Consider the following 22,022-nt stretch of genomic DNA (forward strand, 5'->3'; position numbering starts at 1 on the left):
CGCGCCTACGCTCCGCGTGGGAGCGCCTTGAATGACGCTCCGCGTCAAGGGAAGCGGAGCTTCCAGAACTGCATGCCCACGCAGAGCGTGGGCACGATCAATCCGCGTCTGTCGCACGTTTTTGTAGGAGCTGACGAGCCCGTGCGAGGCTGCGATGCGGTACATCTGACACACCGCAATCGCAGCCTCCCTCCGGGTCGTCAGCTCCTACAGAGAAATGATGAAATGCGGAGCGTTCAGGACTGCATGCCCACCCGGAGCGTGACCATGCACTATTACGTCCCTTTCGGAAAAACGACACAGCCCAGCAATACCAAGACACTTGCAGCGCCTGGAGCCAACACCCAGAGCGTCATAGGCCTCGGAAGCTCTTTGATTTCTTTCAAGTCAACCAATCCACGCCTGCTCCAATACTTTGAAAACATCAATGATATAAACACCATACTCAAACGAAACATACGTGCCTTGATGTTATCGCTGCCCCAGTTACGCTTCGCATCTGCAACTATCTTCGTTCCAGGAAGCCTCGCTTCCAACTCGTCCAGTTTGAATTTGGCGACGTAAAGCAGTGTCAGCGCATTAGCGATTGCTGCAGCACTCAGGGTTAACAAGCCCAGCCCATACGCAATATTGGTCATTTGCCGACCTCATAAATAAACGTCCCGGTTTGCCCGCCCACTTCACTCCCGAACGTGCCTGCGCCCCAAGCGCCAGCGGCACCTCCAATGATTGCGCAAACGAGTGTCCCCAGCCCTCCGGTCGGGACCCCTGCAGCGACACAAATGCCTGCTGCACCTGATCCTCCGATCCAGCCACCGAGCATGGAAACCGGAATCCCCACCGCCATCTTCCCACCCTCCACATACTTAGCCTTTGTACACTGCTCCTCCCGCCCAACCGAACATGCTTCCTGAATCTCCAAAGCCCCCGCCCCTACATCCAGCCCGATGCCAACATAAGTTCCTTTGCTCAGCACATTAGCCATCTTCGAAACATTTCTAACGGTGTTGGCATAACCCGCTATCTGGCCCGAGTGCAGATAACGTTTGCTGGAAATGCCGAGCATGTTTTTGACCCCACGATCGTTGTTGAGGCCCGAACCAAGACGACCGAAGCCCTGCAGTTGGGTGTCCAGTTTCAAAAAATACGAACGCCGTTGCGCAATGAACTGATCTTTCGTCAACGCGCCGGAGCGCCAGCTTTTATGCAGTAACTCAATGTGCTTGAGCGTGTCCTTGATGCCATCCAGGTGTTTGCTCCATGCGCCCGTTACACTTCCGGCGCCAATCGAGCCATAGCTCATGATGCTTTGCAGGACGTCAAAGTTCTGCGCCATGACACGGTTGGCGCTGTGCCCGCTCGACACAATGGAATGGCGGACATCGCCCGCGTACGTCATCAGGTGTCGCTCCTCCCCAGTCCGGGAGCGGATAGACGCGTCGCCGATGACGACCAATTGACCCGGTAAAACCAGTTGCCTGCGCAGGTGCCCGTTGAGCAGGTCGAATTTCACCCGCGCGTGGGCATCGGACACCAGGCTGTCCCGAAGCAAGTCGTAGGCTTGCAGTTTGGGATTGATGAATGTGTAGGGTTTGGCCATGCACGCGACTTCCCTGATCGTATCGATGGGGCGAACGATAGGTCTGCGTTTCGGTGGCCGTCATTAAACAAAACGTTGAAAGGGGGTTGAACGCGGTGTTTCCGGAGGTGGCTTACAGGGCCCTTCGCACAGGTCTTACAACGGCAGGCAGCATTGTAGGAGCGCGCTTGCCCGCGATTGCGTTGGACATGATGCGAAGGTATTGACTGACACAACGCTATCGCGGGCAAGCGCGCTCCTACAATTGCCCCGGTCGTATGCGAGAGCGTCTGCGCTGACGCCCTCGCATAGGGTATTACTTCCTCAACAACCGCAACCCGTTGAACACCACCAGCAGGCTCACGCCCATGTCGGCGAACACGGCCATCCACATGGTGGCCATGCCGGCGAAGGTCACGACCAGAAAGATCAGCTTGATCACTAGCGCCAGCCCGATGTTTTGCTTGAGGATCGCCGAGGTCTGGCGCGACAGGCGGATGAACGCCGGAATCTTGCGCAGATCGTCGTCCATCAGTGCTACGTCAGCGGTTTCGATGGCGGTGTCGGTGCCAGCCGCCGCCATGGCAAAACCGATCTCCGAGCGGGCCAGCGCCGGTGCATCGTTAATGCCGTCGCCGACCATGCCGACCCGGTGGTGTTTGGCGTACAGCCCTTCGATGGCCTGCAGCTTGTCCGCCGGCAGCAGATTGCCCTGCGCCTGATCGATACCCACCTGATCAGCAATCGCCTTGGCCGTGTGCGGGTTGTCGCCGGTCAGCATGATGGTTTTGATGCCCATCTCGTGTAACTGACTGATGGCCTCGCGGCTGCTGTCCTTGACGGTGTCTGCCACGGCGAACAGCGCCAGCGGGCCGGATTCATCAAACAGCAACACCACGGTTTTGCCCTGCACTTCCAGGGCTTCCAGCCTGGCTTCAAGCTCGGTCGAACACAGACCAGCCTCATGCACCAACCGATGATTGCCCAAGTGGTACACGCGACCGTCGACTTCGCCTTTGACGCCGCGCCCGCCAAGCGCTTCAAAATTGCTGACTTCAAGCGTCGCGTCCTGCCCGGCAGCCTTGGCAATCGCCAGCGACACCGGGTGATCCGAACGTCCCGCCAGACTGGCGGACACAGCCACCGCTCTGTCGCCGAACGCCTCATTCAACAGCACGAAATCGGTCTGCACCGGCTTGCCGTGGGTGATGGTGCCGGTCTTGTCCAGGGCGATGACATGGAGCTTGTGACCCATTTCCAGGTACACGCCGCCCTTGATCAAAATGCCTTTGCGCGCCGCAGCCGCCAGGCCACTGACAATCGTTACCGGCGTCGAAATGACCAGCGCACACGGGCACGCCACCACCAGCAACACCAGCGCGCGATAGATCCAGTCGAACCACGCGGCGCCCATGAACAGCGGCGGAATCACCGCAATCGCCAGCGCCAGGGCAAACACTGCCGGGGTATAGATTTTCGAGAAAGTGTCGACGAAGCGCTGGGTCGGTGCCCGCGCGCCCTGGGCCGCTTCGACCGCGTGAATGATCCGCGCCAGGGTCGAGTTGTTCGCCGCAGCGGTCACTTTGAATTCCAGCGCACCGGCCTGATTGATGGTGCCGGCGAACACTTTATCGCCGACGGTTTTCTCGACGGGCAGGCTCTCACCCGTGATCGGCGCCTGATCCACCGTGGAGTTACCGGCCACGATTTCACCGTCCAGCCCGATACGCTCGCCCGGCTTGACCCGCACCACCGCCCCCAGCTCAATGTTTTTGGCGTCTACCTCGACCCACTGGCCATCCTGCTGCACGGTCGCCATGTCGGGCGTCAGTTGCATCAGCCCGCCAATGGCATTGCGAGCGCGGTCCAGGGATTTGGCCTCGATCAACTCCGCCACGGTGAACAGGAACATCACCATCGCCGCTTCCGGCCATTGCCCGATCAGCACAGCACCCGTCACCGCGATGCTCATCAGCGCGTTGATGTTCAGGTTGAGGTTCTTCAGGGCGATCCAGCCCTTTTTGTAGGTGGTCAGGCCGCCGCTGAAAATGGCGACCAGCGCGATCAGCGCCACCACCCAGGTGGGCGCCGCGTCAGTGAAATGAATAACCTCGGAGGTCAACGCGGCCACGCCGGACAATGCCAATGGCCACCACGGCTTCTTCGCCGGGGGCAACGAGGCCGTCTCTTGGTCGACGCCCTCTCCCATCAGGTCGGCCTGCATGCCCAGCGAAGCGATGGCGTCACGAATCGGGTCGGTTGACGGCAGCTCATGCCACACGCCCAGTACGCGATTGATCAGATTGAATTCAAGCTTCTGAATCCCGTCCATTTTGCCCAGCTTGTTCTGGATCAGGGTCTGCTCGGTAGGGCAGTCCATCGCCTCGATGCGGAAGCTGCTCAGCTGTCCGCCATCACCGGTGGCGGCGAAGGTCACCACCGCAGGCGCGCTGTCGTGGGAGCAGCAGGCGTGCGCCGCGTGATCGTGGGCGGGAGAGGCCTTGGCCGGCGAATGATCATGGCCGTCATGCGCTGCATGGTCGTGGGCCGAATGGTCGTGACCGCTGTGGTCATGGCCGGCGTGATCGTGTGGTGCGGGTTTGTGTGCAGAGTCACTCATCGTGGAGTCCCATAGGTGCTTGTTGCCAAGTGAACACCCTGTAGCCACTATAGGGTCAAGCATCCTTATGAGGTCGGTGACGATGAACGTGTTCTTCAAGATCGGCGAATTGGCAAGACTCACCGTGTGTCCCGTGGAAACCATTCGCTATTACGAGCGCGAAGGCCTGCTCAGCGAGCCCGCCCGTAGCGAAGGCAATTACCGGCTGTACACACAGGAGCACGTTGAACGGCTGACGTTCATCCGCAACTGCCGCAGCCTGGACATGACGCTGGACGAGATCCGCAGCCTGCTGACCTTGCGCGACAGCCCGCAGGATCAGTGCGAGAGCGTCAACGCATTGATTGAAGAACACATCCAGCACGTCGACGCCCGCATCGCCAGCCTGCAATCGCTACAGACGCAGCTCACCGACCTGCGCCAACGCTGCAGCGAAGGCGCTCCGGATCATTGCGGGATTCTGGATCGGCTGGAGGTCAGTGGCGGCGTGGTGGCCCCGGACGTGGAGCATTCCCACGTGGGCCGCAGTCACGGGCATTGAGCTGGCCCGTGACTGACACTCAGTGGTTATGGGCGGGACGTAATCAGCTGCCAGCGCCCCACACGCCAGCCAGACTTTGCAGCGCGGTGCCGCCGGCGCCTTGCTGACCGAGGTATTGAAGGATGACCGGCACAAACTGGGAGACCTTGCTGCTGTCCATGCCCAGCGCCTTGAACGCGGTGTTCACGTCACCCATGCTTTGCACATTGCCCAGCGCGCTATTCACCGCCGAGTTGCCGCCGCTCGAACCGCCCAACACACTGCCCAGGCCACCCAAGCTGCTCAACGCTGACGTGCCGGAGAGTTGATCCAGGCCAGGCACTGATTTGCTCAGCTGCGAATAATCGTTACCCGCCAGCTTGTTCTTCGCCAGACCAAGCAAGGCGCCCGTGCCGCCAACGGCCTGTTCCGGCGTGACCTTGAGTTGCGTGCCCAGGGTGTTCAGCAATCCGGCGGCTTCAGGCGCTGCCGTTGCCTTCTGATTACCACCCGTGGCGTTGGAAACGGCATTCGCTGCGTCATTCAGGTTAAAGGCAAACGCGGGGCTGGAGGCCAACGCCATAAGTGTCACCAACGCAACACCGCGTGCTTTATTCACAGAACCCTTCATAGAAACCTTCATCGAAACAACCTCATTGGCAGGAGATCCGGCAAAGCCGGCCAAACAGGCGTTGGACCGTCGCGTCGAAAGAAGTTCAGGCCCGCCGTCGCCTACGCGCAATGCTTGCGCTGGAAATACTCAACCTCCACTGCATCCAACGCGTCGTGCGCCGCGTATATCAAGGGTGGACCGAATGCGCGTCCATATCCAGCCTTCAAGAGCGATGCACCTGTGAATGGAACTGCGGGCCAACCTGGACTAATCTGCCACCATCGTCGCCACCTGCGACGGCATGCCCTGTCCCTTGGCTGGAGAACTGCTATTTCCTCCGTTGACTCCGCTCCTGATCTCAGCCAGTTGCTGGCCCAATGCTCGCTGGGTAACCGCCGTGCTTTCGAAACCCTGTACCGCAACGTCTCCGGGCGACTGTTCGCCGTGGCGCTGCGTTGCATGGGCCAACGCGATCTGGCCGAAGACGTGTTGCAGGAGGCGTTCGTGCGGATCTGGAACAGCGCCTCCCAATACGATGCCACTCTCTCGACGCCGATGACCTGGATGATCAGCATCACCCGCAACAAAGCCATCGACCAGTTACGCAAGCGCCACGAGGCGCCGTTGACCGACGAGCAGGCCCACGCGCTGGTCGATGAGTCTCCATCGGCTCAGGAGCATCTGGAAAGCCACCGCGACAACCATGCGCTGCAACGCTGCCTCGACACCCTCGACAGCATGCAGCGGCAGTCGATCATCACGGCGTATTTCCACGGCGCCTCCCATGCCGAGCTGACCCGGCAACTGGTCGCGCCGCTTGGCACCGTCAAATCGTGGATCCGCCGTGGTATGGAACGCGTGCGCAGGTGCCTGGAATCATGAATTATCAACTGCCCGAATTGCGCCGCGCCCTCGCGGCCGATTACGCCATCGGCCTGATGCCGCTGACCGCCCGCAGGCGCTTTGAAAGCCTGTTACTGGATGATCCTTCCCTGCGTCGCGAACTGGCGCAATGGCAGGAATCGCTGGTCGGGCTGACCGCGTCCCTGGAAGCGCAACCCGTGCCGGAGCGGGTCTGGCAGGCGATCATTGCCCGCATCGAACCGCAGGAACTGCATCTCCCGGCCAAACGTCCGTTCTGGAACTGGCTGCGCATGACGGCCTTTGCCTGCCTGCTGGTCGTGGCCGGGATCATCGGTGTGGTCTACAACCGCGACACCGCCAGCTACAACGCGACGCTGCTGGCGACCAATCAGCAGCCTGCGTTGAATGTGCAGGCGTACGACCGTTACCTGACCGTCGAGCCGCTGACGCTGGCCTCGGTCGAACCGGGACGCAGTCTTGAACTGTGGGCCATTCCAGCCGATGGCGTGCCGGTTTCACTGGGCGTGATTCCGAGCGACGGCAGAGGACGGGTTGAGCTGAGTGAGCGTCAACGCGGCTTGATCGGCACACCGACCACCCTCGCCATTTCGCTGGAGCCGCAAGGGGGTTCGCCAAGCGGGCAACCGACCGGGCCGATCCTGTATCAGGGGAAACTGGCGTCGTTATAGAGCGCGGTTGAACGTGTGGCGCGGAACCTGCGCCGTTCGGGCTCAGGGCGCAACGGCTTCATACAGCCGCTGCGCCTCGAAGGTGCGTGCCAGGCGTCGATCACTCAGGGCCGAGCCCGGCAGGATGTCGGGATGACGGCTGATCGCATGCTCGAAGTGCTGCCCGGCACGCAACATGTCCCGTAGCGTCGTCAAGTGCGAGCCACCCTGCCCGTCGCGTTCCCAGTACAGCGGTTCGCTGTAGTAAAGCGTCGTCACAGGCTCCAACGCCTCGGCGGCGTTGGGCGCAAGCGACGACCGTCGAATCAGTGAAAAGCCCGACAACCACGGACTCCAGCGCAAAGGCTCTGCGCTGGAGGCGCATTCACCGGGGTAAAAGTCGTTCTCGCAATCTTTCACTTGCCGATACATCGGCGCCACCCGGAGATGCTGGCGAAACGCCGAGCGATAACCGGCGCGGCAGATATCGGCCGGCACCCCGGCCCACATGCAGGCGTTGGCGTTTTCGTAATACACGATGGAGTAGGTCCAGCGCGGCGCCGCGTCTCTCCCCTGAGCGGTGGCCAACGTGTTGGGGAAACCCGCTATCAACCAGAGACAGGAGAGCGTCTGTACCACTATTTTTTCCGCGCACACAAACATGTATTACCCACAGCCTGAAAAAATCGGGCCGGACAGATAACACAGCAAAAATGCGCTTGAAACGGGATGAAACAGAAGTCAAAGATTCCGCTGAGGTTTACGGAAACGCCCTACAACGACTGATCCAGAGCCGTACACGAATTGAAAAAGGGCGACCTCAGTCACCCTTTTTTGTGCCTGCTTGATGCGTCATGCCGCGCTGAACAACTTGTGCGGGTCGATCACGAATTTCTTCGGCACGCCGGCATCGAATTCGCCGTAGCCACGCGGCGCGTCGTCAAGGGTGATGACTTCGACACCCACGACGTCGGCGATGTTGATGCGGTCCCACATGATGGCCTGCATCAGTTGGCGGTTGTATTTCATGACCGGGGTCTGGCCGGTGTGGAAGCTGTGGGATTTGGCCCAGCCCAGACCAAAGCGAATGCTCAGGCTGCCCATTTTCGCGGCGGCGTCCACCGCACCCGGATCTTCAGTGACGTACAGGCCGGGAATGCCGATTTTGCCGGCCACCCGCACCACACCCATCAGCGAGTTGAGCACCGTTGCAGGCGCTTCGGCCTTCACACCGTCATGACCGTGACCCCGGGCTTCGAAGCCCACGGCGTCTACCGCGCAATCCACTTCCGGTTCGCCCAGCAGGGTCACGATCTGCTCGTGCAGCGGGGTGTCCTTGGACAGGTCGGCGATTTCAAAACCCTGCGCCTTGGCGTGAGCCAGACGCACGGGATTGACGTCCCCGACGATGACCACCGCAGCGCCCAACAGGCGAGCCGACGCAGCGGCGGCCAAACCGACCGGGCCAGCGCCCGCGATGTAGACACTGCTGCCCGGACCAACACCGGCCGTCACTGCGCCGTGATAACCGGTCGGCAGAATGTCGGAGAGGCAGGTGAGGTCGCGGATTTTTTCCATCGCTTTGTCGCGATCAGGCAGCTTGAGCAGGTTGAAGTCGGCGTAGGGCACCAGCACGTATTCGGCCTGACCGCCGACCCAGTCGCCCATGTCGACGTAACCGTAGGCGCCACCGGGGCGGGCCGGGTTGACGGTCAGGCACACGCCGGTGTGCTGCTCTTTGCAGGAGCGGCACAGACCGCACGCCACGTTGAAGGGCACGGACACCAGATCGCCGATCTTCAGATTTTCGACGCCGGTGCCCATTTCGATCACTTCGCCCGTGATCTCATGGCCAAGGACCAGACCCACCTGGGCCGTGGTACGACCGCGCACCATGTGTTGGTCCGAGCCGCAGATGTTGGTGGAAACTACACGCAGGATGACCCCGTGCTCGATCTTCTTGCCGCGCGGGTCCTGCATTTTGGGATAGTCGATTTTCTGTACTTCGACCTTGCCAGCGCCGAGATACACCACACCACGATTACCAGACATGCATGTCACCTCTTTAGTTGTTGTTGTAGAAGAGCGTGAATCAATCAAATCCTGTAGGAGCGCGCTTGCCCGCGATAGGCATCACGCGGTGTTGCAGGCAGACCTCGTCATCGTTCATCGCGGGCAAGCGCGCTCCTACAGGACATCGCAGACTGCTGGAGCGAGGCTTGCCCGCGAAGGTTTTCGTTAAAGCACTACCGTACGATTGGCATTCAAAAACACACGCCGCTCGATGTGATACCCCACCGCCCGGGCCAGGGTCTGGCCTTCGATGTCGCGACCTTTGGCGATCAGGTCTTCGGGGTAGTGGCTGTGATCCACCGCCTCCACGCCCTGGGCAATGATCGGGCCTTCGTCCAGGTCGTTGTTGATGTAATGCGCGGTGGCACCCACCAGTTTTACGCCCTTGTTGTAGGCCTGGTGATACGGCTTGGCCCCCTTGAACCCCGGCAGCAGCGAGTGATGAATGTTGATCGCCTTGCCATCGAGCTTGCGGCACAGGTCAGGGGACAGCACCTGCATGTAGCGCGCAAGGATCACCAATTCAGCGCCGGATTCCTCAATCACCTGCCAGACCTTGGCCTCTTGCGACGGCTTGTCGTTGGGATCCAGAGGGAAATGGTAGTAGGGAATCTCGTGCCAGCGCGCCAAAGGTTCGAGATCGGGGTGGTTGGACACCACCGCCACCACGTCCATGGACAGCTGGTTGATCCGCTGGCGATACAGCAGGTCATTGAGGCAGTGATCGGCCTTGGAGACCATGATCACCACTTTTGGCCGGTAGTTCGGCGCCGTCAGCTCGAAGATCATGCCAAAGGCCTGCCCACGTTCAACCAGCCCGGCGCGGAAGGCCTGCTCGTCGAAGCCCTCGGGCTGGCGAAACTCGACGCGGATGAAGAAACGGCTGGAGAGCCGGTCATCGAACGAATGGTGCTCGGTGACGTAGCAACCCTGCTCGAACAGGTAGCGCGTCACCGCGTCCACCGTGCCCAGTACGCTGGGGCAGTCGGCGGTCAGAATCCATGTGTCGGGGGCGCGGCTCATTGGGTAGCTCCTGGAAAATGAAGATCCCTGTATGAGCCAACTTGTTGGCGAAGGTGACGACGCGGTGTCTCAGGGACGGCGTCTCGCGAACAAGTTCGCTCCTACAGGGTCGGCGTCAAGCCTGGATACTGAGGCCATACTCCGCACTCGCATCCTGCAGCCACAGCCACCAGTAATCGGCGAAGCTGCGGCGGATCAGCAGTTCCCAGGTCTCTTCCCCGGTACGACGGATCACCAGCTGCGATTTGGCGAACACGGTGCCGATGGCTTTGCCCACCGGGAAGCTGTCGGGATGCACGTCGTAGCTGGTGGACTTCATCAGCACGTTGCGCACCTTCGGCCCGGTCAGCTCCAGCAGCGATTGACCGCCGCTCACATTGACGATGGCGATGTGCAACCCGGTCAGGGCTTCGCGCAGCTTCATTTCGGCAGCGAACTCTTCGCCGCTGGGCACTATCAGCAGCCACTCATCCGGGCCGAGCCACTGAAGCGAGCTGTCACCGCTGACCACCAGTGCCAGCGGACCAGGCAATGCCATGCCCAGCGCTTGCTGAACACCGGCGGCGAAGGCTGCATCGTGACCATCGCCCCGAATGGTGAGGTGGCCCAGCAGTTTCTTCTCGCGCAGGGTCACGCCAGCGTTGGCGCGGCCATGGCCGACCAGGCTGTTGAGGTCGGCGTGAAACAACGGTGACTCGGCTTTCGCGCCGGTCGTTGGCCGTTGTTGGTAAACGTTGGCTGTGGTCATAGAGCACCTGTCTGAATTCTGTACGCAGCGCTGGCTGTGCTCCCGTGGGAGCGGACCTGTCCGCGAATGCAATGTGTCTGTCACCAAAGATGCGCCGAATGTACCGACGTCTTCGCGGACAGGTCCGCTCCCACAGTTATCCGATCAGTCCGATAAGCGTGGGAACGCCGGTTACTCCACGTTCTGCTGCTCACCCTTCGGATCGAAAAACACCGAGGACACGATTTCGGCTTCGATCACGCTGCCATCGACTTGCGGTGAGAACACCCGTTCGCCCATGCGCTTGAGCCCGCCCTTGACCACGCCCATGGCGAACGAATAACCCAGCGAGTTCGCCGCATAGCTTGAAGTGACGTGGCCGACCATGGTCATCGGGATCGACTGTTTCGGGTCGAACACCAGTTGCGCGCCTTCCGGCAGCCACTTGGTCGGATCAATCGGCTTGAGGCCCACCAGTTGCTTGCGGTCATCACGCACACAGTCTTCGCGGTTCATGCCGCGCTGGCCGATCCAAGAGAACGGCTTGGTGCGACCGACACACCAGCCCATGTTCAGGTCGTCCGGGGTCATCGAGCCATCGGTGTCCTGACCGACGATGATGAAACCCTTCTCGGCCCGCAGCACGTGCATGGTCTCGGTGCCGTACGGCGTCAGGTTGTATTGCTTGCCGGCTTCGATGATCTTTTCCAGCACGCCCATGGCGTAGTCAGCCTGAACGTTCACTTCGTAGGAAAGCTCACCGGTAAACGAAATCCGGAAGACCCGCGCCGGTACGCCCCCCACCAGACCTTCCTTCCAGGTCATGAACGGGAAGGCTTCGCGGCCCAGGTCCATGTCGGTCACTTCGGCCAGCAGCTTGCGGCTGTTGGGGCCGGACAAGGTCATGGTCGCGTAATGGTCGGTCACGGAGGTGAAGTACACCTTCAGGTCCGGCCATTCGGTCTGTTGGTAGATTTCCAGCCACTGCAGCACGCGGGCCGCGCCGCCAGTGGTGGTGGTCATGATGAAATGGTTGTCGGCAACGCACGCCGTCACACCGTCGTCGAAGACCATGCCGTCTTCTTTGCACATCAGGCCGTAACGCGCTTTGCCCACGTCGAGCTTGGTCCAGGCGTTGGTGTAGATGCGGTTCAGAAATTCACGCGCATCCGGGCCTTGAATGTCGATCTTGCCCAGGGTCGAGGCGTCCAGCAGGCCGACGCTTGCGCGCACGGCTTTGCATTCGCGGGCGACGGCGGCGTGGATGTCTTCACCGGCCTTCGGGAAGTACCACGGACGTTTCCACTGACCGACGTCTTCGAATTCGGCGCCGTTGCGTACATGCCATGCATGCAGCGCAGTGAAGCGCACCGGCTCGAAGATGTGCCCGCAGTGACGGCCGGCCACAGCGCCGAAGGTCACCGGCGTGTAGTTAGGGCGGAACATGGTGGTGCCCATTTCCGGGATGGTCACGTTCAGCGAGCGGGCCGCGATGGCCAGGCCGTTAACGTTACCCAGCTTGCCCTGATCGGTACCGAAACCCAGCGCGGTGTAGCGTTTGACGTGCTCGACCGACTCGAAACCTTCCCGGGTCGCCAGCTCGATGCCGGCGGCGGTGACGTCGTTTTGCAGGTCGACGAATTGCTTCGGCGCGCGGGTGGTGGATTTGTCGTGGGGCACCTGGAACAGCGCCAGCGTCGGCTCTTCAGCACGGCTCAGGGCTTTGGGCAGCACGCCCTCGACCATCTTGAAACCCGCTTCGCTGGCGGCGCGCACGCCCCCTTCGAACCCGTCGGCCAGCGCGTCGCCCAAGGCGTAAACCCCGTTCACACCGCCGACACACACGCGTTTCTGCGGCGCTTCACCCGGCACGAAACCGAGGATGTCCTCACGCCAGACCGGTTTGCCGCCCAAGTGGGAGGCCAGGTGAACAATCGGGCTGTAGCCGCCGGAGCTGGCGATCAGGTCGCAGTCGAGCCATTCGCCGGGGCTGGTGACCTTGTGGGCCTTGACGTCGATGGCGCAGACACGGGCTGCGGTCACGCGCTTGGTGCCACGGGCTTCGGTGACAGCGCTGCCGGTAAGGATGCGAATCCCCTTGGCCCGCGCTTCTTCGACCAGCGCGCCGCGTGGATTGTGGCGGGCATCGGCGATCGCCACCACCTGCAGGCTGGCGTCGAGCCAATCCAGGGCAACGCGGTAGGCGTGGTCGTTGTTCGTGCTCAGTACCAGCTTCTTGCCCGGTGCGACGCCATAACGACGCACGTAGGTCGAAACCGCACCGGCCAGCATGTTGCCCGGCACGTCGTTGTTGCCGTAGACCAGTGGACGCTCGTGGGTCCCGCTCGCGAGCACCACACGCTTGGCGCGAACGCGGTGCATGCGCTGACGCACCTGGCCAATCGGGGCGCGGTCGCCGAGGTGATCGGTCAGGCGCTCGTGAATGGTCAGGAAGTTGTGGTCGTGGTAGCCGTTGACCGTGGCGCGAGGCAGCAACACCACGTTGGGCAAGCCTTGCAACTCAGCAACGACGGTGGCGACCCATTCAGCGGCCGGTTTGCCGTCCAGGCTTTCGCGAGAATCCAGCAGGCTGCCGCCGAATTCTTCCTGCTCGTCGGCGATGATCACACGCGCGCCGCTGCGAGCCGAAGCCAGCGCAGCGGCCAGACCGGCAGGGCCTGCGCCGACGATCAGCACGTCGCAGTGCTGGTTGAAGTTGTCGTAGGTGTCCGGGTCGTTTTCAGTCGGCGAACGACCGAGACCAGCCGCCTTGCGGATGTACTTCTCGTAAGTCATCCAGAACGACTGCGGGTACATGAAGGTTTTGTAGTAGAAGCCCGGCGGCATCAGCTTGCCGCCGACCTTGCCGAGGATCCCCATCATGTCGGTGTTGACGCTCGGCCAGCCGTTGGTGCTGGTGGCAACGAGGCCCGAATACAGCGCTTGCTGCGTGGCGCGCACGTTCGGAATCTGCGTGGCTTCGGTGGCGCCGATCTGCAGCACTGCGTTCGGCTCTTCAGAACCGGCGGCGAAGATGCCCCGGGGACGCGAATACTTGAAGCTGCGACCGATGATATCGACGCCGTTGGCCAGCAAGGCTGCGGCCAGGGTGTCGCCTTCAAAGCCTTGATACACCTGACCGTTGAAGGTGAAGTTCAGCACCTTGCTGCGGTCGATACGGCCGCCATGGGGCAGTCGATTGTTCTGGCTCATACCTTGTCTCCGCGACCGACAGCCGGCGCCTGGTTGACGAACTGCGGCTTGGTGCCAATCAGATAGGTTTCGAGAATTTCGTAGGTCACGGTGTCACGCGTGACGTTGAAGTACTGGCGGCAACCGGCGCCGTGAATCCACAGCTCGTGGTGCAGGCCACGCGGGTTGTCGCGGAAGAACATGTAGTCGCCCCACTCGGCGTCGGTGCAGGCTGCCGGGTCCAGCGGACGCGGAATGTGTGCCTGGCCTGACGGGTGGAATTCCTCTTCGGAGCGCAGCTCGCCACAGTGAGGACAGAAGATGTGCAACATAGGAAAACTCTCCTGTTAGTGGTTAGTGAGCGACGGCAGCAGCGCCGTGCTCATCAATGAGCGCGCCGTTGTGGAAGCGATCGATGGAGAAGGGTTTGGCCAGCGGGTGCATTTCGCCCTTGGCCAGACTCGCCGCAAACACGTTGCCCGAACCCGGCGTGGCCTTGAAGCCACCGGTGCCCCAACCGCAGTTGAAGAACATGTTCGGCACAGGCGTCTTGGAAATGATCGGGCAGGCGTCCGGCGTAGTGTCGACGATGCCGCCCCACTGGCGGTTCATGCGCACGCGGGACAACACCGGGAACATCTCGACGATGGCTTGAATGGTGTGTTCGATCACCGGGTACGAACCGCGCTGACCGTAGCCGACCCAGCTGTCGATACCGGCGCCGATCACCAGGTCGCCCTTGTCGGACTGGCTGATGTAGCCGTGCACGGCGTTGGACATGATCACGCTGTCGATAATCGGCTTGATCGGCTCGGACACCAGCGCCTGCAGCGGGTGGGATTCAATCGGCAGGCGAAAGCCCGCAAGCTTGGCCATGTGCCCGGAGTTACCGGCCGTCACCACACCGACGCGCTTGGCGCCGATAAAGCCTTTGCTGGTTTCCACGCCGATGCACACGCCGTTTTCCTTGCGAAAACCGGTGACTTCGGTCTGCTGGATCAAATCCACGCCCAACGCATCGGCGGCACGGGCAAAGCCCCAGGCCACAGCGTCGTGACGCGCAACACCGCCGCGCCGTTGCACGGTGGCGCCGATGATCGGGTAACGGGTGTTTTTCGAGCAATCCAGGTACGGGATCTCGTCCGCCACTTGCTTGCCATTGAGCAGTTCGCCATCGACGCCATTGAGGCGGTTGGCGCTGACACGGCGTTCGGAATCACGCATGTCCTGCAGGGTGTGGCACAGGTTGTAGACGCCGCGCTGAGAGAACATAACGTTGTAGTTCAGGTCCTGGGACAGGCCTTCCCACAGTTTCATCGCGTGTTCGTACAGGTGCGCGGATTCATCCCAGAGGTAGTTGGACCGCACGATAGTGGTGTTGCGCGCCGTGTTGCCGCCGCCCAGCCAGCCCTTCTCGACCACGGCCACGTTGGTGATGCCGTGCTCTTTGGCCAGATAGTACGCGGTGGCCAGCCCGTGACCGCCGCCGCCGACGATGACCACGTCGTAGACTTTTTTCGGGGTCGGCGTGCGCCACATGCGCTGCCAGTTTTCGTGATGGCTGAGGGAGTGTTTCAAGAGGCCGAAGCCTGAGTAATGCTGCATGGTGCTACTCCTGACTCAGCGGTAAACCGGGAAATCGGCGCACAGGGCGGACACCTGGCTGGCGACATTGGCCTCGACATCGGCGTCGCCGAGGTTGTCGAGGATGTCGCAGATCCAGCCCGCCAGCGTGATGCACTGGGTCACCTTGAAGCCGCGGGTGGTGACGGCCGGGGTGCCGATGCGCAGACCCGAGGTCACGAACGGCGATTGAGGATCGTTGGGGACCGAGTTCTTGTTGACGGTGATGTGCGCACGACCCAGTGCGGCGTCGGCGTCTTTGCCAGTCAGGCCCTGACGGATCAGGCTGACCAGGAACAGGTGGTTGTCAGTGCCGCCGGACACCACGTCAAAACCCCGGTCGATAAACACCTGCGCCATGGCCTGGGCGTTATCGATCACTTGCTGCTGATAGGCCTTGAACGTCGGCTCCATGGCCTCTTTGAAGCACACAGCCTTGGCGGCGATGACATGCATCAGCGGACCGCCCTGCCCGCCCGGGAACACGGCGGAGTTGAATTTCTTCTCCAGTGCTTCGTTGGCCTTGGCCAGGATCAAGCCGCCACGGGGGCCGCGCAGGGTCTTGTGGGTGGTGGTGGTCACCACGTCGGCGTACGGCAGCGGGTTCGGGTACAGACCCGCCGCCACCAGCCCGGCCACGTGGGCCATGTCGACGAACAGATAAGCGCCCACTTTGTCGGCGATTTCACGGAAGCGCGGGAAATCCAGGGTTTTGGAGTAGGCCGAGAACCCGGCGATGATCATCTTGGGTTGGGACTCAACGGCGATGCGCTCGAGTTCGTCGTAATCGATCAGGCCGGTGGTGGTGTCGATGCCGTATTGCACCGCGTTGTAGAGCTTGCCGGAAAAGCTGACTTTGGCGCCGTGGGTCAAGTGACCGCCGTGGGCCAGGCTCATACCCAGCACGGTGTCGCCTGCGTTCAGCAACGCCAGATAGACAGCGGCGTTGGCCTGGCTGCCGGAGTGTGGCTGGACGTTGGCGTAATCGGCGCCGAACAGCAGCTTGGCGCGGTCGATGGCCAGTTGCTCGACTTTGTCGACGTGCTCGCAGCCGCCGTAGTAGCGCTTGCCCGGATAGCCTTCGGCGTACTTATTGGTCAGGCCGCTGCCTTGGGCTTCCATCACGCGCTGGCTGGTGTAATTCTCCGAGGCGATCAGCTCGATGTGATCTTCCTGACGCTGCTCCTCGGCATTCATCGCCGCCAGCAGTGCATCGTCGTAACCCTGGATCTGGTCTTGCTTGCTGAACATCGCGGTTCTCCCAGCGGCGGCGCGGCGCCTGACTTTTCGGTAGGGCGTGTGGAATGCCCCTTGGCAGCGATGGTATGGCTGACGCCGAGTGGCTAGATGCCTACGGGCGCCACGCAAAGGTTCGTTTACGACATGGGTTGGCGGGGAGGGATAAATGAGGTGCTGGCACAGCCATCTGTAGGAGCGCGCTTGCCCGCGATTACGGCGTGACAGGCACCAGTGCGGTGTCTGGACAAATGCTATCGCGGGCAAGCGCGCTCCTACAGGGCGCGCGTTACATACAAAAATCCCCGGTCAAGGCCGGGGATTTCTGTTCAGCGAATGTCGCAATCAGACCGATTTGGAAGGCACCTGGCCGTCGCGCCCAAGCCTGCCGCAAAGCATCAGCACCCACGACACTTCAGACCAGCGGGCATGAATACTGTCAACAATGACAGTATTCAAATAGCGAGGGCGGCTTTACTTTCAAGCCTAACGGAACGACTGGCAGCCACTCACTCAAGGGAATGATCATGGGCACAATCGCAAGGTCGCATACGCTAACGCCTCAGTTATGGAAGGCGCTGAGGGCGAAAACCGTCAGTCCACAGGCACCCGCCACGGAGCCGCTGCTCTTTCTGACCCAGGGCGTGTTTCATACGGTGGATATAGAAGGCTCGGTCAAGCTGAGGATTATCCAAGAAGTGAGCACGCTTGAGGCACTGCTTACTGTATACGTCGAGGACTCGGAGCAAGTGCTTTCGACCGTAGTTTCAGTGGGCGATGCCAGGCTGTATGCCACCCCCCAAGACATCGTTCATCAGGACGGCAGTTTCTATTCGGTCATTCTCAAGATCATTTCTTATCCGGACGCAGAAGTGGTCGCCGATATCTATCTATGGGAAATACCACCCATCACGGCACCGCAGTCCGTTGAATCCGACCTTGCGCTGTCTCTTCCCAAAGGCTCGACTTTTTACGTAAGTCCGTCTGAAGAAGACATCGTGATGGACAGAATTTTCAGAGTGTCTGAGGACCGCCAAGTGTCGGTCAACATCCGCACAGTTGAAGGGCGCAGCTACTCAACAACAGTCACGGAAGCCGAAGCAATTCGATGCGCCGCGCCCGGTGATTACTATGTGGCGAGCGGTTCCAATGAGCTGTCGGTCGTCTACGGAATAACCACTCATCCCGAATTACCGTCATCACCGATCCTCAAACATATGCCGCTGCCGGATGTGCCGAGGTCCCGTCAAGACCTCGGCAAAAAGTGACGACATTCAGTTTTTCTGCGTAATCAACCCGTCAGCCCGGAACATGGTGCGGATACCGCGCACGGCCTGACGAATCCGGTCCTGGTTCTCGATCAGGGCGAAGCGCACGTGATCGTCGCCGTACTCACCAAAACCGACACCGGGCGACACGCAGACTTTCGCCTCCAGCAGCAGCTTCTTGGCGAACTCCAGCGAGCCCATGGCCGCGTACGCCTCGGGAATCTTGGCCCAGACGTACATCGACGCCTTGGGGTTTTCGACCATCCAGCCCAGTTCGTGCAGACCTTTGACCAACACGTTGCGGCGCTGACGGTATTGCTCGGCGATGTCGAGCACGCACTGTTGGTCGCCTTCCAGCGCGGCAATGGCGGCCACTTGCAGCGGCGTGAACGTGCCGTAGTCGTGGTAGCTCTTGATCCGCGCCAGGGCGTTGACCAGTTCCGGGTTGCCGACCATGAAGCCGATCCGCCAGCCGGCCATGTTGTAGCTCTTGGACAGCGTGAAGAATTCCACCGCGATGTCCTTGGCGCCGGGCACCTGCATGATGGACGGCGCTTTCCAGCCGTCGTAGACGATGTCGGCGTAGGCCAGGTCGTGCACCACCAGCACGTCGTACTGTTTGGCCAGCGCCACCACCCGTTCAAAGAAATCCAGTTCCACACATTGCGCAGTGGGGTTGGACGGGAAGCCCAGGATCATCATCTTCGGCTTCGGGATCGAGCCGCGAATGGCTTTTTCCAGTTCGGCGAAGAAATCCACACCCGGGATCAGCGGCACCGAACGCACCTGGGCACCCGCGATCACCGCGCCGTAGATGTGAATCGGGTAACTGGGGTTCGGCACCAGCACCGTGTCGCCCTGATCCAAAGTGGCCAGCATCAAGTGCGCCAGGCCCTCTTTGGAGCCGATGGTGACGATGGCTTCGGTTTCAGGATCGATATCGATCTCGTAGCGTTTCTTGTACCAGCTGGAAATCGCCCGACGCAGACGCGGGATGCCACGCGAAGTCGAGTAGCCGTGCGTGTCCTCACGTTGGGCGACGGTGATCAGTTTTTCGACGATGTGCGGTGGGGTTGGCCCGTCGGGGTTGCCCATGCTCAGGTCGATGATGTCTTCCCCACGACGACGCGCGGCCATTTTCAGCTCGGCGGTGATGTTGAAGACGTAAGGGGGGAGTCGATCGATGCGCGCGAAACGGCGCGGCGAGACAGGATCTGCCATGTGAACCTCTGAAACGTAAGCGCCCGGAACCGTCCGAGCGACGCTGGCCACTGCGGTGGCCTGGGGCGGAAGATAAGGGGCGTGATGGCGGTTTGTCCATATCGATTTTCAGCGGCAACCACACCTGTAGGGGCGCGCTTGCCCGCGATGCGTTTATCCAGACGCCGCATCGTTGGCTGCCACACCGCAATCGCGGGCAAGGGCGCGCCTACAACGCCAGCAGTTCGCGCACTCCCAACAACACCAAAAAATGCAGCGGATAGATCGCATACGCCCAGCGCCGCATCGGCAATACCGCAAACGGCGGCTGCCCCCGCAACAGCGCAATGCCCAACGCTGGCCCCAGCAGGCAGGCAATCAGCGCCCCCACCGAGACCGGATCGCCCCACTGCGTACCCTCAAGAATCTGCCGCCACGCATTGCTGAACAGACACACCACGCCGGGCACGATCGCCAGCCAGAGTGGGCGACGCAGCACCAGCAGGCACGCCAGCGGCAGCAAGACGCCGAAAGCGCTGAACATCAGGTGATCGCTGAACACCAGGGCCACGACCAACGCGGCGCCCCCCAATAGCCGCACCCCCATCGCCCGGCTGGCGCAGCCCTGCGCCACCAGCAACCCCAGCGCGAGGGTCGGCAGGACATTCAGCGTGTAGGCCTCTTCAGCCATGTACAGCCGATAAGGCAACTCGGCAATGCAGGAAAACACCAACAACCAGGCCAGGTATTTCCACTGGACGGAACGAGGCGGCGTCATTGTCGGGAGGGTCGGCGTACTGCGTGCTACGTTCATGGCGATGGCCAGGCAAAACCACGGAAACGCCAGCCGCCCCGGCACGTACAGCCAGTCCGCGTGCCAGCCCACGTAGCGCAGGTGGTCCATGACCATGCTCACCATCGCCAGCCACTTGAGCAGATCCAGCGCCTTGTCACGCACGCCCGCGTTCGGGAATTGAGAGTGAGTCATGTCGCTCCGTTACCCGGTCTGAGGGGTTGCATTGAATGCGCTCGATAACAGGGCATGACCGACACCCCCGTTGTTGGTTAAAGTCGCACCCTATTCGTTTACAGGGAACCGGCCATGACAGACCAAAGCCAGCAGTTTGCCAGCGATAACTATTCGGGCATCTGCCCGGAAGCCTGGGCGGCGATGGAGCAAGCCAACCACGGTCACCAACGCGCCTACGGCGACGACCAATGGACCGCCCGCGCGGCCGATCAATTCCGTCAATTGTTCGAAACCGACTGCGAAGTATTTTTCGCCTTCAACGGCACAGCGGCCAACTCGCTGGCGTTGTCCTCGCTGTGCCAGAGTTATCACAGCGTCATCTGTTCTGAAACCGCCCACGTCGAAACCGACGAATGCGGCGCGCCGGAATTCTTCTCCAACGGCTCCAAACTGCTGACCGCCCGCAGCGAGAACGGCAAGCTGACGCCGGAATCGATTCGTGAGGTCGCACTCAAGCGTCAGGACATTCACTACCCCAAGCCCCGCGTCGTCACCCTCACTCAAGCGACCGAAGTGGGCAGCGTGTACCAGCCCGAAGAACTCAAGGCGATCAGCGCGACCTGCAAGGAGCTGGGCCTGAACCTGCACATGGACGGCGCGCGCTTCGCCAATGCCTGCGCGTACCTGGACTGCTCACCTGCTGAGCTGACCTGGAAATCCTGCATCGACGTGTTGTGCTTTGGCGGGACCAAGAACGGCATGGCAGTCGGCGAAGCGATTCTGTTCTTCAACCACAAACTGGCCGAAGACTTCGACTATCGCTGCAAACAGGCGGGGCAACTGGCGTCGAAGATGCGCTTCCTGTCCGCGCCATGGGTCGGCCTGTTGGAAAACGATGCGTGGCTCAAACATGCTCGGCACGCCAACAGCTGCGCGCAATTGCTGGCTGAATTGGTCAAGGACATTCCCGGCGTGGAATTGATGTTTCCGGTGCAGGCCAACGGCGTGTTCCTGCAACTGTCGGAAGCCGCCATCGCCGCGCTGACCGCCAGGGGCTGGCGCTTCTACACCTTCATTGGTAACGGCGGCGCGCGATTCATGTGCTCGTGGGACACCGAAGAGGCCCGCGTGCGGGAGTTGGCAGCGGATATTCGGTTGGTGATGGGAGGTTGATGGAGAGTCCTGTTGGAGCGAGGCTTGCCCGCGAAGGCGTTGAGTCAGACGACATCAATGTCGACGGATGGACCGATTCGCGGGCAAGCCTCGCTCCAACAAAGATCATTTACGCCTCGCCAATCACCCTGGAAATCACATCAACCGTCGCGCTCACCTGCTGCTGGCAGCGCTCCAGTTCGGCGGTGTGCTGCTGTTTCAACTCGACCTGCCTGGAACACAGATTCAGCGCCGCCAGTACCAGCAGCCGGTCGCCTATCAGGGTCGGGTAATTGCGTTTGGTTTCAGCCAGGGCAGTCTTGAGCATGACCACGGCATCAGCCAGCGCCCTTTCCTGCCCTTCCGGGGCCTTGATCGAGTAGTCGTTGCCCAGAATGGAAACGACGTTCACCCCTTCTTCATTGATGATCATGCGCTGACGGCGCTGGCACTGGCCGCGCGGTCAACCAGCGCCTGAATCCTGCTGGCCGTGGCGCCGTGCTTCTCTTCCTGCTCCATCAGATTCAACTGCAGGGTGTCGTTGTCATCCTTGGCTTTTGCCAACTCGGTGGCGAGTTGTGCGTTTGTGTTTTGCAGGACCTGGTTCTGCTGTACCAGGTCACCGACAAGCTGTTCCAACTGGCTAAGGGATGCTTCCAACATTTTGAATTCTCAAGCAAATTTCAACGGGCGC

Annotated in this window: 21 protein-coding genes; 5 read left to right on the forward strand and 16 right to left on the reverse strand. The window is 61.1% G+C overall.

Annotated features, from left to right (window positions below; all coding sequences use genetic code 11):
- Positions 1-275 precede the first annotated feature (275 nt).
- From ABQX22_RS06435 to ABQX22_RS06445, 3 genes are all read right to left on the reverse strand, one after another.
- Positions 276-638, reverse strand: coding sequence for a hypothetical protein (locus tag ABQX22_RS06435; RefSeq protein ID WP_349797659.1), 363 nt, complete (start codon positions 636-638; stop codon positions 276-278).
- The gene (locus tag ABQX22_RS06440; RefSeq protein WP_349797661.1) at positions 635-1,600 is read right to left on the reverse strand and encodes a hypothetical protein; all 966 of its coding nucleotides are present in this window, start codon (positions 1,598-1,600) and stop codon (positions 635-637) included. Before ABQX22_RS06440 ends, ABQX22_RS06435 begins: the two co-directional genes overlap by 4 nt.
- Before the next feature lie 295 nt (positions 1,601-1,895).
- On the reverse strand, positions 1,896-4,199 hold the full coding sequence (locus ABQX22_RS06445) for a heavy metal translocating P-type ATPase (protein ID WP_349797663.1): 2,304 nt from the start codon (positions 4,197-4,199) through the stop codon (positions 1,896-1,898).
- Positions 4,200-4,281: 82 nt separating this feature from the next.
- On the opposite strand from ABQX22_RS06445, the gene cadR reads away from it, so the two are divergent.
- Positions 4,282-4,740, forward strand: coding sequence for a Cd(II)/Pb(II)-responsive transcriptional regulator (gene cadR, locus ABQX22_RS06450; protein ID WP_349797665.1), 459 nt, complete (start codon positions 4,282-4,284; stop codon positions 4,738-4,740).
- Positions 4,741-4,783: 43 nt separating this feature from the next.
- Here the strand turns inward: cadR and ABQX22_RS06455 are convergent, their stop codons facing one another.
- Positions 4,784-5,338 (reverse strand): DUF2780 domain-containing protein, encoded by a 555-nt coding sequence (locus ABQX22_RS06455; RefSeq protein ID WP_349797667.1) that lies wholly within the window; start codon positions 5,336-5,338, stop codon positions 4,784-4,786.
- Between the two features lie 360 nt (positions 5,339-5,698).
- On the opposite strand from ABQX22_RS06455, the gene ABQX22_RS06460 reads away from it, so the two are divergent.
- On the forward strand, positions 5,699-6,214 hold the full coding sequence (locus ABQX22_RS06460; protein ID WP_349797669.1) for a sigma-70 family RNA polymerase sigma factor: 516 nt from the start codon (positions 5,699-5,701) through the stop codon (positions 6,212-6,214).
- Positions 6,211-6,885: an anti-sigma factor gene (locus ABQX22_RS06465; protein ID WP_349797670.1), complete on the forward strand. Its 675-nt coding sequence runs from the start codon at positions 6,211-6,213 to the stop codon at positions 6,883-6,885. Before ABQX22_RS06460 ends, ABQX22_RS06465 begins: the two co-directional genes overlap by 4 nt.
- A 42-nt stretch (positions 6,886-6,927) precedes the next feature.
- Here ABQX22_RS06465 and ABQX22_RS06470 read toward each other — a convergent pair whose 3' ends face one another.
- From ABQX22_RS06470 to glyA, 8 genes are all read right to left on the reverse strand, one after another.
- Positions 6,928-7,503: a DUF1190 domain-containing protein gene (locus tag ABQX22_RS06470; RefSeq protein ID WP_349797672.1), complete on the reverse strand. Its 576-nt coding sequence runs from the start codon at positions 7,501-7,503 to the stop codon at positions 6,928-6,930.
- A gap of 213 nt (positions 7,504-7,716) precedes the next feature.
- Complete coding sequence (gene fdhA / locus ABQX22_RS06475) at positions 7,717-8,916, reverse strand: formaldehyde dehydrogenase, glutathione-independent (protein WP_349797674.1); 1,200 nt, start codon at positions 8,914-8,916, stop codon at positions 7,717-7,719.
- 186 nt (positions 8,917-9,102) lie between these two features.
- The gene (gene purU / locus ABQX22_RS06480) at positions 9,103-9,960 is read right to left on the reverse strand and encodes a formyltetrahydrofolate deformylase (protein WP_349797676.1); all 858 of its coding nucleotides are present in this window, start codon (positions 9,958-9,960) and stop codon (positions 9,103-9,105) included.
- A gap of 115 nt (positions 9,961-10,075) precedes the next feature.
- Entirely contained in the window at positions 10,076-10,708 is a 633-nt protein-coding gene (locus ABQX22_RS06485; RefSeq protein WP_349797678.1) for a sarcosine oxidase subunit gamma, read from the reverse strand.
- 171 nt (positions 10,709-10,879) lie between these two features.
- The gene (locus ABQX22_RS06490) at positions 10,880-13,900 is read right to left on the reverse strand and encodes a sarcosine oxidase subunit alpha (protein WP_349797680.1); all 3,021 of its coding nucleotides are present in this window, start codon (positions 13,898-13,900) and stop codon (positions 10,880-10,882) included.
- Complete coding sequence (locus ABQX22_RS06495) at positions 13,897-14,211, reverse strand: sarcosine oxidase subunit delta (RefSeq protein ID WP_349797681.1); 315 nt, start codon at positions 14,209-14,211, stop codon at positions 13,897-13,899. Before ABQX22_RS06495 ends, ABQX22_RS06490 begins: the two co-directional genes overlap by 4 nt.
- A gap of 22 nt (positions 14,212-14,233) precedes the next feature.
- A complete protein-coding gene (locus ABQX22_RS06500; RefSeq protein ID WP_349797683.1) occupies positions 14,234-15,484 on the reverse strand; it encodes a sarcosine oxidase subunit beta family protein in 1,251 nt (416 codons plus the stop codon).
- 15 nt (positions 15,485-15,499) lie between these two features.
- Entirely contained in the window at positions 15,500-16,753 is a 1,254-nt protein-coding gene (gene glyA / locus ABQX22_RS06505) for a serine hydroxymethyltransferase (protein ID WP_349797685.1), read from the reverse strand.
- A gap of 512 nt (positions 16,754-17,265) precedes the next feature.
- Here glyA and ABQX22_RS06510 point away from each other — a divergent pair.
- The gene (locus ABQX22_RS06510; RefSeq protein ID WP_349797687.1) at positions 17,266-18,006 is read left to right on the forward strand and encodes a hypothetical protein; all 741 of its coding nucleotides are present in this window, start codon (positions 17,266-17,268) and stop codon (positions 18,004-18,006) included.
- Between the two features lie 6 nt (positions 18,007-18,012).
- Here ABQX22_RS06510 and alaC read toward each other — a convergent pair whose 3' ends face one another.
- Both alaC and ABQX22_RS06520 read right to left on the reverse strand, forming a co-directional pair.
- The gene (gene alaC, locus ABQX22_RS06515) at positions 18,013-19,227 is read right to left on the reverse strand and encodes an alanine transaminase (protein WP_349797689.1); all 1,215 of its coding nucleotides are present in this window, start codon (positions 19,225-19,227) and stop codon (positions 18,013-18,015) included.
- A 208-nt stretch (positions 19,228-19,435) separates the two neighbouring features.
- Complete coding sequence (locus ABQX22_RS06520; protein WP_349797691.1) at positions 19,436-20,194, reverse strand: TraX family protein; 759 nt, start codon at positions 20,192-20,194, stop codon at positions 19,436-19,438.
- 114 nt (positions 20,195-20,308) lie between these two features.
- Between ABQX22_RS06520 and ABQX22_RS06525 the strand changes: the two genes are divergently transcribed.
- Complete coding sequence (locus ABQX22_RS06525) at positions 20,309-21,349, forward strand: threonine aldolase family protein (protein WP_349797693.1); 1,041 nt, start codon at positions 20,309-20,311, stop codon at positions 21,347-21,349.
- Positions 21,350-21,458: 109 nt separating this feature from the next.
- On the opposite strand, the gene ABQX22_RS06530 is transcribed toward ABQX22_RS06525, so the two are convergent.
- Together ABQX22_RS06530 and ABQX22_RS06535 are read right to left on the reverse strand one after the other, a co-directional pair.
- Positions 21,459-21,740, reverse strand: a complete 282-nt coding sequence (locus ABQX22_RS06530; RefSeq protein ID WP_349797695.1) for a cell division protein ZapA — start codon at positions 21,738-21,740, stop codon at positions 21,459-21,461.
- A 17-nt stretch (positions 21,741-21,757) separates the two neighbouring features.
- Complete coding sequence (locus ABQX22_RS06535) at positions 21,758-21,991, reverse strand: hypothetical protein (protein WP_349797697.1); 234 nt, start codon at positions 21,989-21,991, stop codon at positions 21,758-21,760.
- Positions 21,992-22,022: the final 31 nt, after the last annotated feature.

It is taken from the genome of Xanthomonas sp. WHRI 1810A, from assembly GCF_040202885.1.
In the GTDB taxonomy this organism is placed as follows: domain Bacteria; phylum Pseudomonadota; class Gammaproteobacteria; order Pseudomonadales; family Pseudomonadaceae; genus Aquipseudomonas.